Below are 13,779 nucleotides of genomic sequence, written 5' to 3'. Positions count from 1 at the left end.
GCCGAGAGAACCACACACACAGCTCCCTGAGGTGCGAGCGAAGCGGCCAAATCACTGCTCCCTGAGGTGCGAGCGAAGCGGCCAGATCACTGCTCCCTGAGGTGCGAGCGAAGCGAGCCACGAAGGGCTCGCAAGGTGCCTCACCAGGCCCTTCGTGGCTCGTCGCTATCGCTCCTCGCACCTCAGGGACCAGTGGGTTTTGCGGTTCCTTCGGATCAGGGGTGGCGCGCGGCGCGGCGCTCGAGCCAGAAGCGGGCGCCGTCGGCGATGGCCTGGGTCACCGGGCGCGGATGCCAACCGAGGTCACGCTCGGCCTTGCCGTGATCCATCTCGGACATGAAATGCATCAACCGGACCGAGGGGATCGTCAACTGCACCGGCTTCCGGGTCAGCACGGCCCGCGCGGAACCCGCCGCGCCGCAGGCATAGAGCGCGGCCCTGTTCAGCACCAGTCGTGGGGGCGGGCGATCTGCCGTTGCCGCCGCGATCGACACGACCTCGCCGGTGTCGATCGCGCGCTCGGAGACGATGTAGCGTTCGCCCACCTCGCCATGATCGGCCGCGAGGTGGAGCGCCGACGCCGCGTCGTCGATGCCGACGGACTCGGCGCGGCACCCGCGAATGCTGAACGGCAGCTTGCCGAGTGCCGCACCGGCGACGAATGCTCCGTGTGGTGTGGGCTGCCAGTCGCCAGGGCCGTAGGTGTTGGCGACGCACATGGCGACCGCGGGCACGGCGCCGTCCCGGGCCCGCTCCAGCACCAGGTTCTCGGCCGCCACGCGACTCTTCACGTATTCGGGTGCCTGTCGCGACCAGTTGAACCGATCGGCTTCGGTCGCCGGGCGACCCCGAACCCGACCGATGGTGGCGATACTGCTGGTGAACACGAACCTGCGCAACGACTGCCGGGCGGCGACGTCCAGCACCGACCGCAGCGCATCGACGTTCGTGCGGTAGAGCGGAGTGGCATCGCGCAACCATGCGCGGGTGTCGACGGCGCAGTGGAACACCACTTCGCAACCGCGCATGGCTCGCTCGAGGGATGCGTCGTCGAACAGATCGCCGGTGACGTGCTCGACGTCGAGCCCGATGAGCGATCGGAGGTCACTCGTCGAGCGGGTCAGAACGCGGACGTCGTCGCCGGAGTCGATCAGTCGGCGCACGAGGCGGGAGCCGAGGAATCCGTTGCCGCCGATGACGAGTGACGGCACGGGTCAGAGACCGCCGGGGGTGAGATCGTCGATGGCGGCCGCGCTGCGCGACAGCATGGCGTCGAACATCGCCGTGCCACGCTCGGTGGGTTGCGCAGCGGCGGAACCGAAGACGATGATGAGCGGTGCCTGGATCAGATTGCCGACATAGTCGTCCCAACATTCGTCGAGCGTGTAGTTCTCGACACCCGCGGTGACCAGCGCGCGATGATACGACGCCACGATGCCGCGTTCGTGTCGGCGACGGTCCTCGGTCGTCAGGCTGGTGCTCAGCAGGAAGGCGATGTCCCGGAGTGGGTTGCCGGTGGTGATGGTCTGCCAGTCGATGACCGTGACCTCGCCCAGCGGTCCGAAGAGAATGTTGTCGACGCGCAGATCACCGTGGATGAGGGCGGTGTTCGTCAACGGTGCGACGAGCCAGTCACCGGCCTCGTGGACCAGCCAGTCGATGGCCGACGACGACAGACCGTCGGGCGCGAAACGATCGCGATACAGCTCGGCCATGGGGCCGAGTATCGACTCCATCACCTCGCGATCGGAGGCGGTGGGCAGCGGGATCTCCGCCAAGAGCGTGGGGTCGTTCCAGCGGGGTGCATGCAGGCCCGCGGCCGCGACGGCGACCGACTCGGCCTGTGCGGCCGAACATCCGGAGATCTGATCGCCCTGGACGGCGCTGCCCATGTCCTCGAGCAGCAGCACGAACTCGGTGCCCGCGTCGGAGATCGTCGTGGCGAAGCAGGTGGGCGTCGGCACGGTGAAACCCGCAGCGAGATCCCGGTAGAAGCGCACCTCGTTACGGAACACACCCGAGCCGAGCTCCCGTTGTGCGGTGTCCCCGGTTGCCAGCTTGGCGACGATCGTTTCCGGGATGTCCGACTTGCCAGCGTGTTTCAACGTCAACCGGTACGAGCCGGCCATCTGTCCGGTGCCCACCGGTTCTGCGGTGATGGATTCGATGATCGTCGGGTGGCCGTTGCTCGCCAGCAGTTCCGTCAACCATGTGGGAGTCAGATCCTCGACGCAGATGGGGATCTCGGCGATCTCGGGCACGCGGGCATCCTTTCGACCGGCCGGCGGAAATGGGCAGCGAGTGTGATGGCGCTCACGTCCGACCGTTGGTGCGACACTACCCAGTCGGTGGACTGGTGTCCAGGGATGCATCCGGTCCGCGTCGTGCGGATCTCCGGTGAGCCACGGGGCCGCGTGCGGGCCCGGAAATCCATTCGGCCACATGGACGATGGTTCCGGTTTAGGATGCGTGCACGGCGCGCCGGGCCTGCCGCCCGGACCGCGAACGGCCCGACATCGAGGAGAACCGAGTGAGCACCAGACTCGACGGCAAGGTCGCACTGATCACCGGTGCGGCGCGAGGTCAAGGGCGGAGCCACGCCGTGCGAATGGCCGAGCAGGGTGCTGACATCATCGCCGTCGACATCTGCGACCAGATCACCACGGTCAACTACGCGATGAGCACGCCGGACGATCTGCAGCAGACCGCCAAGATGGTCGACGCCACGGACCGGCGGGTCATCGCCAAGATCGCCGACGTGCGCAGCCGCGACGCCCTGCAGGCCGCGATCGACGAGGCGGTGGCGGAGTTCGGACGACTCGACATCGTCGTCGCCAACGCCGGGATCAGCCCGCTCGGGCCCCAGAGCCCCTCTGTGACGTGGATGAACACCGTCGCGGTCAATCTCGGCGGCATCATCAACACGCTCGAGTTGTCGTTGCCGTACCTCGAGTCGGGGGCGTCCATCATCTGCATCGGATCGATGGCCGCGTTCATGCCGTCGTTCGAGTCCGCGCAGGCGGGGCCGGGCGCAGGCGGTTACGGTCATTCCAAACGCGCGGTCGCTCGGCTCGTCAACGACCTGGCGCGTCATCTGGCGCCGAAGGGCATCCGCGTCAACGCGATTCATCCCGGAAACGTCGACACCGCGATGGTCCACCACGACGAGATCTACCGCCTGTTCCGACCGGACCTGGACAAGCCGGCATATGACGACGTCAAGGACGTGTTCGCGGCGCTGCACGCGATGCCGGTCGATCTGCTCGCACCGGAGGACGTCACCGAAGCAGTCCTCTATCTGGCCTCCGACGCCGCCAGATTCGTGACGGGCCAACAGATGCGGGTGGAGGCCGGTGCGCTCCTGAACTCGGTGCCGCCCGGCGTTCCGGACTGAACGAGAGCCGGCGCAACTACGGGGCGTGGATCGCACCCGGATTCACGGGCAGCGCAGGCAAGTCGGGTCGCAGCGTCCGATAGGCGTCGACCACCGGCAGCAGTTCCGACGGAGCCGCGCCGTGCATGATGACCGAGTCGACGCCGAGCTCGAACTGCCGGGCGATCGCGGCAGCGCAGTCCCTCGCGCCACCGACCGCGCTGTCGGCGATCCAGGACGCCGGGATGACCCCGGCGAGCTCGGACAGTTCCTCGACCGTCGCGGTGGCGTCGATCGGCCCGCGCGCTCCGGCGAAAGCCGCACTGCCACGGACACGGTCGAGGTCGTCGGCGTCCCACCCGTTGGCCCTCATCAGCACATCCGGATAGCCCTGTAGATAGGTTGCGAGTCGGCCGTACAGCCGACGTAGGCGGTCCGCGTCGTCGAAATGGTCGGGGACAGTTGCCAGCACGGACCAGATCCGTATCGCCGCCGGATCCCGCCCGGCCTGTTCGGCGGCGTCGCGGACGGTCCGAACCGCGGTGCTGGTCGCCTCGTCGGAGAAGAAGGTGTGGAGCACCACGCCGTCGGAGATGCGGCCGGCCAGCCGTAAGGTGTTGGGCGACATGGTCACCAGCATGATGGGGACCGGCGGCACGGCGACACCCAGATTGAGGTAGTCGTACTTGCCGAGCGGGCCGTCGTGCCCGAGGATCATCTCCCCACGCCACAGCGTCCGTAGGACACCCACCATGTCGGTGAGCTGGGCACTGGTCACATCGGGCACGCCGAGCACCTGCCACTGCGCCGCGAACCCGCGCCCCAGACCGAGGGCGAACCTGCCGCCGGTCATCGTCGAGAGGGTGGCGCCCATGGACGCGGTGATGATCGGATGCCGCGTGTTGTGGTTGGTGGCGGCGGTGGCGATGCCCATGCGACGGGTTGCTGCCGCGAGACCGCCCGCCAGCACGGCGGCGTCCTTCACGTTGAAGCGTTCGGAAACGAAAGCGGCGCCGAAACCCTCGCGATCGGCGAGCCGGGCCTCCTCCGCGAGCTCGGCCGGGTCGACCGGGTGGCGTGAGAGCGCGTAGTAGCCGAGCTCGGGTAACAACGACGCCTCGGCTGCCGGGGAATCGTGTTCGGACATCTGGGTGTCCGTCATGCGCGGGCGCCGACAGCTTCTCGATAGACGCGCGTTCGTGGCTCGCGGACCCACAGGGTGCCCGCGCCCGCGGTCGCCCCCTCTGCCTTGAGTGCGCGCTTGAGGATCTTGTTGGTCGCGGTCGAAGGCAGATCGTCGGCGATGCGTACGAACGAGGGCCACGCCTTGGGCGACAGGTCCGCCTGTGCGGCGAGCTGTTCGGCGAAGGATTCGGGGGTGAGTTCGGCATCGTCCTGGAGCACCACAGCGGCCATCACCGCGTCGCCGACGTGCTCGTCGGGAACGGCATACACGGCAACCCTGTTGATCTCCGGGATGCGCAGCAGGATGCGCTCGATCGGTCCCGCGGCGATGTTCTCGCCGTCGACTCGCATCCAGTCGCCGGTTCGTCCGGCCAGGTAGATCCAACCGTCGGCATCCTTGTAGGCGAGGTCGCCGGACCAGTACATCCCGTTGCGGAGTCGCTCGTCGGTCGCCTCGGAGTCGTTGTAGTAACCCATGAACATTCCGCCTCCCTCGATGTTCACGAGTTCGCCGATGGCGTCGTCGGAGTTGGACAGCGCCCCGCTGGCGTCGAATTCCGCTCGCGGACACTCGGTCATCGTCGCCGAGTTGTACACGGCCACATTGGGAAAACCCTTGCCGATCGATCCGTGCGGGGTGCCCGGTTCGCGCGTGATGATGATGGCCAGCTCGGTGGAACCGAATCCGTCCCACACCGTACAGCCGAACCGTTCGGAGAAATCGTCGATGTCGCGGTCGGTGGCCTCGTTGCCGAAAGCCACCCGCAGGGGGTTGTCGGCGTCGTCGGGCTTCGGTTCGGTCGCGAGAATGTAGGCGAGCGGTTTGCCGACGTAGTTCATGTAGGTCGCGTTGTACCGGCGGATGTCGTCGAGGAAGGTCGATGCGGAGAACTTGGCCGGCGCGATCGCGGCGCCGCCGCAGAGCGCGACGCAGTACCCGCCCATGAGGGCGGCACTGTGGAACAGCGGCATCGACAGGTAGCAGACGTCGCCCGGGCCGATGTCGTACTTGTCGGCGAGCACCGGGCCCGCGAAGGGCATCATCATGTGCGCGAACTGCACCGGTTTCGGGTTGCCGCTGGTGCCGGAGGTGAAGATCAGCATGTAGGTGTCCATCGCGCCCGGTACCGAATGCGGGACCAATTCGCCTGCGCCGGAGAGCATGTCCGACCACTGCGCGGTGGAGGTGTCGAGCACGGTCACGCCGGGCAGATCCAGTCCGTCGAGAAGGGGCCGGTGGTCGGCGTCGGTGACGAGGATCTGACAGTCGGCACGCAGGATGTCGGCGGCGAGGCCGTCGCCGCGGCGGGTGTTGTTGATACCGGCCGTCACGTAACCGCCGAGTGCGCCCGCGGCCAGCGCGATCAGCATGTCGGGGGTGTTACCGAGGAGCACCCCCACATGCATCGGTCGGGACGGGTCGGCGACGCCGAGGATCGCCGATGCATACCGGCCGGCGTCGTGGATGTATTCGCGCCAGGTCCACTGGCGACCCTCGTAGGTGATCGCGAGGTTGTCGTCCTCGGCGCGCTCGTGCAGGAGTTGGGTGACTGTCTCGGCCATGCGGCCAAATCTAGAACGTGTTCACCCGGCGTGTGTACAGATTTGCAGAATTGTCTACTGCCGGGTCGGCCGGGGGCGATGACGCACCCCCGGCCGCACTGATCAGCGGGTGAAGGAACCGCTGCCCGGGACGACCGTGAAGGTCTGATCGCCCTTGCCGAGGATCGTCGTCGTGAACTCGATGGAACCCGTTCCGGTCGCGACGTCGACGCCGTCGGAGGGCCGGCCGTCGGTGCATGCGGCGAACACCTCGTCCCCGGATGCACCGGTCGAGGTGTTCTTCCACGTGATCCCGACGCGTGCGTCCTTGAGGTTGGTGGCGCAGGCCTCGGTGGGAGTCGTGTTGAGGGAGATCAGGGTGACACCCGGCTCGGTCGCCGAGGCGAGGATGCTCGCCACGAATCCGCCGGTGACACCGTTGGAGCCGACGGTGACGCCGGCATTCGGGATCTGGTCCACGCTGAGGGGTCGTTCCGCGGGTGCCGCGAAGGCGGTTCCTGCTCCCGCGCCGAACGCTCCCACTGCCGCAATCGCCCCGATTGTTGCCACAGCCCTGCGTCGCATCTGTCTCTCCCGTCACTTTGGACACGTCTGGACCCAGAGTACGGGAGTGAGATTCGACTCTCCAACGTGAGATCGGCTGCACATCGCTGATACAAGGGATTTCATGAGCGAGCCGCACGATCCACTGTCCGCATTTCACCTCGGCGACATCTCGGTGTCGGAGTCGGGGGTGCGCGCCTCACAGCAGCTGTGCCCGCGTTTCGCCGATCATCGCGGACTGATCGAGCTGCCGGCCCTCGCGGTGCTGTTCGACCACTGCGGCGGCATCCCGTTCCATGGCGTCCACGACGACCCGGCCGCGGCGACCCTCCAGGCGCGCCTGTCCATGTCGACCCATGGGCGCGCGGGCATCGGGGACCTGCTCGCGGCGCGCGCCGAAGTGGTCATGCACGACGACGGGTGGGGTTCGACGTCGGTCGAGATCCGCACCGGTGCCGGGGATCTCTGCTGTGTCGGGACCGCGCGAAACGTCCGCGTCGGTCGGGCGCCGACCGGTGCCACGCCGGCTGCCGAGCTGGGCCTGCCGACACCGCAGTGCGCCGACGCCGACGACATCGCCCTGCCCGAGCCGATCCCGGCCGCGTTGTCCGGGCGTGCCGTGGTCGACGAGATCGCGTCGAAGATGCGCGAACCCGGCCCACTCACCGACATGCTCAACGGCCGCGTCGAGGTGATCGACGGTCCCGCCGGCCGTGAGTCCGGCATTCGCTTCCGCAGTGCCACCGAGCCCTGGATGGGCAACATGTTCGGGACCATGCACGGCGGCGTCATCGCCACCATCGCCGGTCAGGCGGCATCGTTCGCCGGGCATCTCCATGCGGGAGCCGGGCAGGAGTACTCGATCGGGGACATGGCGATCGGCTTCTACCGCTCACCTGCTGTCGACGGCAGTGAGGTGGTGGTCGAGGTGACGCCGATCAAGCTCGGCCGGCGCATCTCGTCCTTCGAGGCGACGATGACCTCTTACGACGACGTCCTGCTCAGCCGCGCGACGGTCGACATCCACTACCGCTGATCGCAGCGCGGCCCTGGGCCGTATCTGAAGGCCGAGCAGTATCGACCAAGCGGGCAGCTGCCGCGGTGTTCCTGCTGGCCGAACAGCGTCGACCGAGCGAAGCGAGGCCGCCGCGTCCGTCGAGGTCACTTTCTTGTGCTCGGGTCGCCAGGTGGTTTCGACTCGGCGCCTCGACCTCGACGCGCTCCTTCGTCGCTTGCTCGGCCCGGCGGCTTCGCTCGGTGCCGGCTCAACCAGCAGGGGGGGGGTCGGCGTGGGTTGGGCGCGCCGGGTCGACCGGCGGCAAAACAATCAAGCGTGCTTGATTCTTCTGGGGACCTGTGTGAGGGTGATCGCATGTCTGATGGACAAGCGGCCGTGCTCGGCGTCGTCGCCGATCTCGAGGCCGAATCCGCGCAGCTCGACGCACTCGTCGCGGGTCTCGACGAAGCGGGCTGGGCCACCCCGACACCTGCGCCGGGATGGACCGTCGCCCACCAGATCGCTCATCTGGCGTGGACCGATGAGGTTGCCGCGATCGCGGTGACCGATCCCGACCGGTTCGCCCAGCTGCTCGGTGAGGCGGCGAGCAGTGTGGCGACCTACGTCGACGACGCCGCCGAGGCCGGCGCGGCCGCACCGGTCGGGGAGATCCTCGCGGGGTGGCGAGCCGGGCGCGAGCGTCTCGCCGATGCTCTGCGTGAGGTCCCGGCCGGCGTGAAGGTCCCGTGGTTCGGCCCGCCGATGTCCGCGGCGTCCATGGCCACGGCCCGACTCATGGAGACCTGGGCGCATGGTCTGGACATCGCCGACGCGCTCGATGTCACCGTGTTGCCGGCCGACCGGATTCGCGGCGTCGCCCACATCGGCGTGCGCACGCGCGACTTCGCCTACCTCGTCAACGGTCGGACCCCGCCGGCCGAACCGTTTCACTACGCGCTCACCGCGCCGTCGGGCGAAGTGTGGACCTGGGGGCCGGCGGACGCGCCGAACGCGGTCCGCGGACCCGCACTCGACTTCTGTCAACTCGTGACGCAGCGCCGCGCGCTCGCCGACCTCGACCTCGAACTCACCGGCGACGACGCGGCCGAATGGTCCGGCATCGCACAGTGTTTCGCGGGACCGCCCGGCCGCGGACGCGAACCGCGATCGACCTGATACCGCACCGAACCACCCCATCCACCTCCCGGACCCGACCGACTGGAGAATGCCCGTGCCCATCGCCAATCCGATCTGGGAAACCCCGGAACGTCTCGAACTGCGTTCCACCGTGCGGCGATTCGTCGACAAGCACATCCTCCCGTTCCAGGACGACTGGGAGCGGGACGGGGCGATCCCGCGTGAACTGCACGTCGAGGCAGCCAAACTCGGCCTGTTCGGGCTCGGGGTCCCCGAAGAGGTGGGCGGCTCGGGTGGCGATCTGATCGACAGCACGATCCTCGGTGAGGAGCTGCATTACGCCGGCGCGGCCGGCGGCGTCTTCGCGTCGCTGTTCACCCACGGCATCGCGCTCCCGCACCTGATCGCAGCCGGCGACCCAGACCAGATCGATCGCTGGGTACGGCCCACGCTGGCAGGCGAGAAGATCGGCAGCCTGGCGATCACGGAACCGGGCGGGGGCAGCGACGTCGGCCATCTGACGACCAAGGCCGAGCGCGACGGCGATCACTACGTCGTCAACGGCTCCAAGACGTACATCACCTCGGCGGTCCGGGCAGATTTCGTCGTCGTCGCAGTCCGCACCGGCGGCCCGGGAGCAGGCGGCGTCTCGCTGTTGGTCGTCGAGAAGGGCACACCCGGGTTCTCGGTCACCCGCAAGCTGGACAAGATGGGCTGGCGCAGTTCCGACACCGCCGAACTGTCCTTCGTCGACGCACGGGTGCCGGTCACCAACCTCGTCGGAGCCGAGAACTCCGGATTCGCGCAGATCGCCACCGCGTTCGTCACCGAACGGTCCGGACTGGCGGTGCAGGCCTACGCCAGCGCGCAACGGTGCCTCGACCTCACCCTGCAGTGGGCGCGTGATCGGGAGACCTTCGGCAAACCGATCATCGCCCGGCAATCGGTGCAGGACACACTGATCGAGATGGCCCGGCGCATCGACGTCGCGCGGACCTACACGCGAGCCCTGGTGGAACGCAAGGTCACCTCCACCGACGACCTCATCGCCGAGGTGTGCTTCGCCAAGAACACCGCGGTCGAGGCCGGGGAATGGGTGGCGAACAAGGCCGTTCAGCTGCACGGCGGCCTCGGTTACATGACCGGAACCGAGGTCGAGCGACAGTACCGCGACATGCGCATCATCGGGATCGGCGGCGGCACCACCGAAATCCTCAACGGACTGGCCGCCAAGCGGCTCGGTTACCAGGCCTGAGCGTGCGAACAACCGCCAGTACGAAGCACATCGAAGCCTAGGACAGGGAGTATCGAGATGACCGTGGACACCAACCCGTTCGTGGAGACCACCGAACGCGCCGAGTTGCGCGCGGCGGTCGCCGGACTGGCCGCGAAGTACGGACAGGAGTACTTCCGCGAATGCGCGCGCACCGGCCGCAAGACCGACGAACTGTGGTCCGAGGCGGGCAAGCTCGGCTTCATCGGGGTCAATCTCCCCGAGGAGTACGGCGGTGGCGGTGCCGGCATGTACGAACTCGCGATCGTGATGGAGGAGATCGCCGCGTCGGGCACTGGGCTGCTGATGCTCGTCGTCTCACCGGCCATCTGCGGCAACGTCATCGCCCGTTTCGGCACCGACGAGCAGAAACAGCGCTGGCTGCCGGGTCTCGCCGACGGGTCGATCACGATGGCGTTCGGCATCACCGAACCCGACGCCGGCTCCAATTCTCACCAGATCACCACGACGGCCCGCCGGGACGGTTCGGATTGGCTGCTGACCGGCCAGAAGGTCTACATCTCCGGCGTCGACCAGGCGCAGGCGGTGCTGATCGTCGCGCGCACCGAAGACGCCAAGACCGGCAATCTCAAGCCCGCGCTGTTCATCGTGCCCACTGATTCAGAGAACTTCTCGTACACAATGATCGACATGGAACTGCAGAATCCCGAGAAGCAGTTCCAGCTCTTCCTCGACGACGTGCGGTTGCCGGCCGATGCGCTCGTCGGCTCCGAGGACGCCGCCCTCAGTCAGCTGTTCGCAGGCCTCAACCCGGAACGGATCATGGCCGCGGCCTCGGCCGTCGGGATGGGCCGCTTCGCGCTCGACAAGGCGGTGTCGTACGTGAAGGAACGCACGGTGTGGAAGACGCCGATCGGTGCGCATCAGGCCATTGCGCATCCGCTCGCGCAGGGCAAGGTCGAGCTCGAGATGGCCAAGCTGATGATGCAGAAGGCCGCGACCCTGTACGACGCCGGCGACGACTGGGGCGCCGCGGAACCGGCCAACATGGCGAAGTACGCAGCCGCTGAGGCCTGCGTCAAAGTCGTCGACCAGGCCGTGCACTCGCTGGGCGGCAACGGTCTGACCACCGAGTACGGACTGGCCCCGATGCTGAGTCTCGCCCGGATCGCCCGGATCGCGCCGGTGAGCCGCGAGATGATCCTCAACTTCGTCGCGCAGACCAGCCTCGGGCTGCCGAAGTCCTACTGAGGTCCGGAGTCTGATGACCGCGTCGTCGGCGAATGCCCGTTCGCCGCAGCAGGAACGCTCGCGCCTGACCCGCGAGCGCCTGCTGCGGTCCACGGTCGACGCGCTGGCCGCAGACGGTTGGTCGGCCGCCACCGTGGCCGCGGTCGCCGAACGCGCCGGAGTGTCCCGCGGCGCTGCGCAACACCATTTCCCGACACGCGAGACCCTCATCACCGCCGCGCTCGAGCAGGTCTTCGAGGACATGACCCGTGCGACCGGCGGGGCGCCCGACGCCTCGTCGGAGCGAGCGGACGGGGTGACCCCGAGCCGGGTCATCCGCGCCGTCCAGCGGGCCGTGGACGTCTACACCGGCACCGAATTCAAAGCCGCCCTGCAGGTCTGGGCCGCCGCCGCGTCCGATCCCGCACTGCGCCGGCTCATCCTGCCCCTGGAGGCGAAGTTCGCCCGGGCGGCCCATCAGCGGACGATGGCCGCGATGGGGGTGTCCCCGGACGACGAGACCGGCTTTCGACTCGTGCAGGCGACGCTCGACATGGCGCGCGGACTGGGCCTGGCGGACACGCTGTCCGACGACTCGGCCCGGCGAGCACTGGTCGTCGACACGTGGTCGGCGCAACTCGTCGCTGCGCTCGGGAGCGACTAGCCCGCGTCGGCCTCGTCGCGGTCGGGTCGCCGACCCCGGGTGCCCGCCCAGTACACACCGAACGACATGAACGCCATGCCGACGAACACGACGACGAGCGAGATCGTCATCGACAGATAGCCCTGTCCACGTGGGTCGATGAACGGGTAGGGGTACCAGTCCACGATCGGGCCGCGGATCAGTGTGTAGACGCCGTACACGAGCGGGATCGCGAGCCAGGTCAGCCACGCGCGCTCCGGTAGTCGGCGGGCGCGTACCACGATCCAGTCCAGCAGCATCACGAGCGGGATGACGCGATGGAGTACGTCGTTGACCCAGGCGTAGGTGACGTCGACGTCGATTCCCTGCAGCAGTAGTGCGTAGACGATGCCGGTGATCACCATGCAGGTGGTGGCCGCCCCGCGAAGCCACTCCCACATCGGCGTGCTGGGCGCGAAGAGACCGCCGGCGAGCAGGACGAGCGCGGCGACGATGTTGCTCAGCACCGTGAAATAGCTGAAGAAGTTCGCGAGGGTGAATCCGGCGTCGCCGTGGCGCAGGGCGGCCTGGTACACCAGAGCGCTGACGCCCAGTGCGGCGAAGGCGATGCGGAGCAGGCGTATCCACCAGGTTGCGGTCACATCGATGATTCAAGCACTTCCGTCCCGCGATGACCGGCACCTTGACCGGTCGAGGTGGGTGGCCGGTTCGCCCGAGGGAGACGGCACCTCGGGCGAACCGACCGGGTCTCACTCCGCGTGGATGATGACCCCGCGGATGTTCTTGCCGTCGCGCAGATCCTGGTATCCGTCGTTGACCTGGTCGAGGGTGTAGGTCTGCGTGACCAGTTCGTCGAGCTTGAGTTGCCCGGCGTCGTACAGGCGCAACAGTTTGACGATGTCGTACTGCGGGTTGGCCGAGCCGAACAGACTGCCCTTGATCGTCTTCTGGTTGAGGGTCAGATCGGTTCCGGAGACCTGCACGGTCAGCTTCGTCGGGTCGGCGAGCCCGGTGATCACCACGGTGCCGCCCTTGCCGACCACGGCGGTCGCATTCGCCACCACCTCGGCGTCGACCGTGCCGACGAGGATGAGGGCCTGGTCGGCGCCCTGTCCCCAGGTCAGCTCGTTGACCTTCTCCGCGGCCTCGGCGGCGTCGGCGAAGGCATGTGTCGCACCGAATTTCAGCGCGGTGTCCCGCTTGAGCGCGACGGGGTCGACGACCACGATGTACTTGGCACCCGCCGAGACCGCACCCTGGACCGCGTTGATGCCCAGTCCACCGATGCCGTAGATGACCACCGTGTCACCGGCGCGTACGCCGCCCGCGTACACGGACGTGCCCCAGCCGGACGGAACGCCGCAACCGACGAGGACCGCCTTGTCGAGCGGCAACCACTCGTCGACCTTGACGACCGAGTGCTGCGAGATCGTCGCGCGTTCGGCGAAGGTGCCGAGCATGCACATGGCACCGAAATCGTCACCGCCGCCGTGGAATCGGAATGTGCCGTCGGGCATCGATCCCTCGAGAATGGTGGCGCCCATGTCGCAGAGGTTCTGCCGGCCGGTGGAGCAGTAGCGGCAGGTCCCGCAGTTCGGGATGAAGCTGCACACCACGTGGTCGCCCGGCTTGACCTTGGTGACCCCGGGGCCGACCGCCTCGATGATGCCCGAACCCTCGTGGCCGCCCACGATGGGATAGCGGGGCGGGAGGTCGCCGTCGGTGAGATGGAGATCGGAGTGGCACAGGCCGGCCGCGGTGTACTTGATCAGCACCTCGCCCTGGCGGGGCTCGTCGAGGTCGAGTTCGACGATCTCGAACGGCTTTCCGGGTCCGGTGAGGACGGCGGCCTTGGTGGTGAGTGACATGGGTGG

General features: G+C 67.9%; 13 protein-coding genes. 6 read left to right on the top strand and 7 right to left on the bottom strand.

Annotated features, from left to right (window positions below; genetic code table 11):
* Nucleotides 1-215: 215 nt before the first annotated feature.
* Complete coding sequence (locus BCM27_RS19780; RefSeq protein ID WP_004020614.1) at nucleotides 216-1,211, bottom strand: NAD-dependent epimerase/dehydratase family protein; 996 nt, start codon at nucleotides 1,209-1,211, stop codon at nucleotides 216-218.
* Nucleotides 1,212-1,214: 3 nt separating this feature from the next.
* Nucleotides 1,215-2,261, bottom strand: a complete 1,047-nt coding sequence (locus BCM27_RS19775; protein ID WP_004020613.1) for a phosphotransferase family protein — start codon at nucleotides 2,259-2,261, stop codon at nucleotides 1,215-1,217.
* Between the two features lie 269 nt (nucleotides 2,262-2,530).
* On the opposite strand from BCM27_RS19775, the gene BCM27_RS19770 reads away from it, so the two are divergent.
* On the top strand, nucleotides 2,531-3,394 hold the full coding sequence (locus tag BCM27_RS19770; RefSeq protein ID WP_004020612.1) for a mycofactocin-coupled SDR family oxidoreductase: 864 nt from the start codon (nucleotides 2,531-2,533) through the stop codon (nucleotides 3,392-3,394).
* Nucleotides 3,395-3,410: 16 nt separating this feature from the next.
* Here BCM27_RS19770 and BCM27_RS19765 read toward each other — a convergent pair whose 3' ends face one another.
* The 3 genes from BCM27_RS19765 to BCM27_RS19755 form a co-directional block, all read right to left on the bottom strand.
* Nucleotides 3,411-4,535: a TIGR03857 family LLM class F420-dependent oxidoreductase gene (locus BCM27_RS19765; protein WP_004020611.1), complete on the bottom strand. Its 1,125-nt coding sequence runs from the start codon at nucleotides 4,533-4,535 to the stop codon at nucleotides 3,411-3,413.
* Nucleotides 4,532-6,121, bottom strand: a complete 1,590-nt coding sequence (gene fadD1, locus BCM27_RS19760; RefSeq protein WP_004020610.1) for a fatty-acid--CoA ligase FadD1 — start codon at nucleotides 6,119-6,121, stop codon at nucleotides 4,532-4,534. Before fadD1 ends, BCM27_RS19765 begins: the two co-directional genes overlap by 4 nt.
* A gap of 102 nt (nucleotides 6,122-6,223) precedes the next feature.
* Nucleotides 6,224-6,685, bottom strand: coding sequence for a hypothetical protein (locus tag BCM27_RS19755; RefSeq protein WP_004020609.1), 462 nt, complete (start codon nucleotides 6,683-6,685; stop codon nucleotides 6,224-6,226).
* Nucleotides 6,686-6,788: 103 nt separating this feature from the next.
* Between BCM27_RS19755 and BCM27_RS19750 the strand changes: the two genes are divergently transcribed.
* From BCM27_RS19750 to BCM27_RS19730, 5 genes are all read left to right on the top strand, one after another.
* A complete protein-coding gene (locus BCM27_RS19750) occupies nucleotides 6,789-7,700 on the top strand; it encodes a PaaI family thioesterase (RefSeq protein ID WP_004020608.1) in 912 nt (303 codons plus the stop codon).
* Nucleotides 7,701-8,036: 336 nt separating this feature from the next.
* On the top strand, nucleotides 8,037-8,837 hold the full coding sequence (locus BCM27_RS19745; RefSeq protein ID WP_033204067.1) for a TIGR03084 family metal-binding protein: 801 nt from the start codon (nucleotides 8,037-8,039) through the stop codon (nucleotides 8,835-8,837).
* A 49-nt stretch (nucleotides 8,838-8,886) separates the two neighbouring features.
* Nucleotides 8,887-10,053, top strand: a complete 1,167-nt coding sequence (locus BCM27_RS19740) for an acyl-CoA dehydrogenase family protein (protein WP_373278282.1) — start codon at nucleotides 8,887-8,889, stop codon at nucleotides 10,051-10,053.
* Between the two features lie 57 nt (nucleotides 10,054-10,110).
* Nucleotides 10,111-11,283 carry an acyl-CoA dehydrogenase family protein gene (locus BCM27_RS19735; RefSeq protein ID WP_004020605.1) on the top strand — a complete coding sequence of 391 codons (1,173 nt, stop codon included), beginning with the start codon at nucleotides 10,111-10,113 and terminating at the stop codon, nucleotides 11,281-11,283.
* A gap of 13 nt (nucleotides 11,284-11,296) precedes the next feature.
* Nucleotides 11,297-11,926, top strand: a complete 630-nt coding sequence (locus BCM27_RS19730; RefSeq protein ID WP_004020604.1) for a TetR/AcrR family transcriptional regulator — start codon at nucleotides 11,297-11,299, stop codon at nucleotides 11,924-11,926.
* Here the strand turns inward: BCM27_RS19730 and BCM27_RS19725 are convergent.
* Both BCM27_RS19725 and BCM27_RS19720 read right to left on the bottom strand, forming a co-directional pair.
* Nucleotides 11,923-12,546, bottom strand: a complete 624-nt coding sequence (locus BCM27_RS19725; RefSeq protein WP_004020603.1) for a Pr6Pr family membrane protein — start codon at nucleotides 12,544-12,546, stop codon at nucleotides 11,923-11,925. The genes BCM27_RS19730 and BCM27_RS19725 overlap by 4 nt on opposite strands.
* A 108-nt stretch (nucleotides 12,547-12,654) precedes the next feature.
* Nucleotides 12,655-13,773: an NDMA-dependent alcohol dehydrogenase gene (locus BCM27_RS19720; protein WP_004020602.1), complete on the bottom strand. Its 1,119-nt coding sequence runs from the start codon at nucleotides 13,771-13,773 to the stop codon at nucleotides 12,655-12,657.
* Nucleotides 13,774-13,779: the final 6 nt, after the last annotated feature.

The organism is Gordonia terrae (assembly GCF_001698225.1).
Classification (GTDB): domain Bacteria; phylum Actinomycetota; class Actinomycetes; order Mycobacteriales; family Mycobacteriaceae; genus Gordonia; species Gordonia terrae.
This window is presented reverse-complemented; position numbering and strand designations above follow the sequence as displayed.

Coding starts and splice junctions, on each gene's coding strand:
- BCM27_RS19755 (WP_004020609.1), bottom strand. CDS start 6,685: ATGCGACGCAGGGCTGTGGCAACAATCGGGGCGATTGCGGCAGTGGGA.
- BCM27_RS19765 (WP_004020611.1), bottom strand. CDS start 4,535: ATGACGGACACCCAGATGTCCGAACACGATTCCCCGGCAGCCGAGGCG.
- BCM27_RS19735 (WP_004020605.1), top strand. CDS start 10,111: ATGACCGTGGACACCAACCCGTTCGTGGAGACCACCGAACGCGCCGAG.
- BCM27_RS19740 (WP_373278282.1), top strand. CDS start 8,887: ATGCCCGTGCCCATCGCCAATCCGATCTGGGAAACCCCGGAACGTCTC.
- BCM27_RS19745 (WP_033204067.1), top strand. CDS start 8,037: ATGTCTGATGGACAAGCGGCCGTGCTCGGCGTCGTCGCCGATCTCGAG.
- fadD1 (WP_004020610.1), bottom strand. CDS start 6,121: ATGGCCGAGACAGTCACCCAACTCCTGCACGAGCGCGCCGAGGACGAC.
- BCM27_RS19720 (WP_004020602.1), bottom strand. CDS start 13,773: ATGTCACTCACCACCAAGGCCGCCGTCCTCACCGGACCCGGAAAGCCG.
- BCM27_RS19730 (WP_004020604.1), top strand. CDS start 11,297: ATGACCGCGTCGTCGGCGAATGCCCGTTCGCCGCAGCAGGAACGCTCG.
- BCM27_RS19750 (WP_004020608.1), top strand. CDS start 6,789: ATGAGCGAGCCGCACGATCCACTGTCCGCATTTCACCTCGGCGACATC.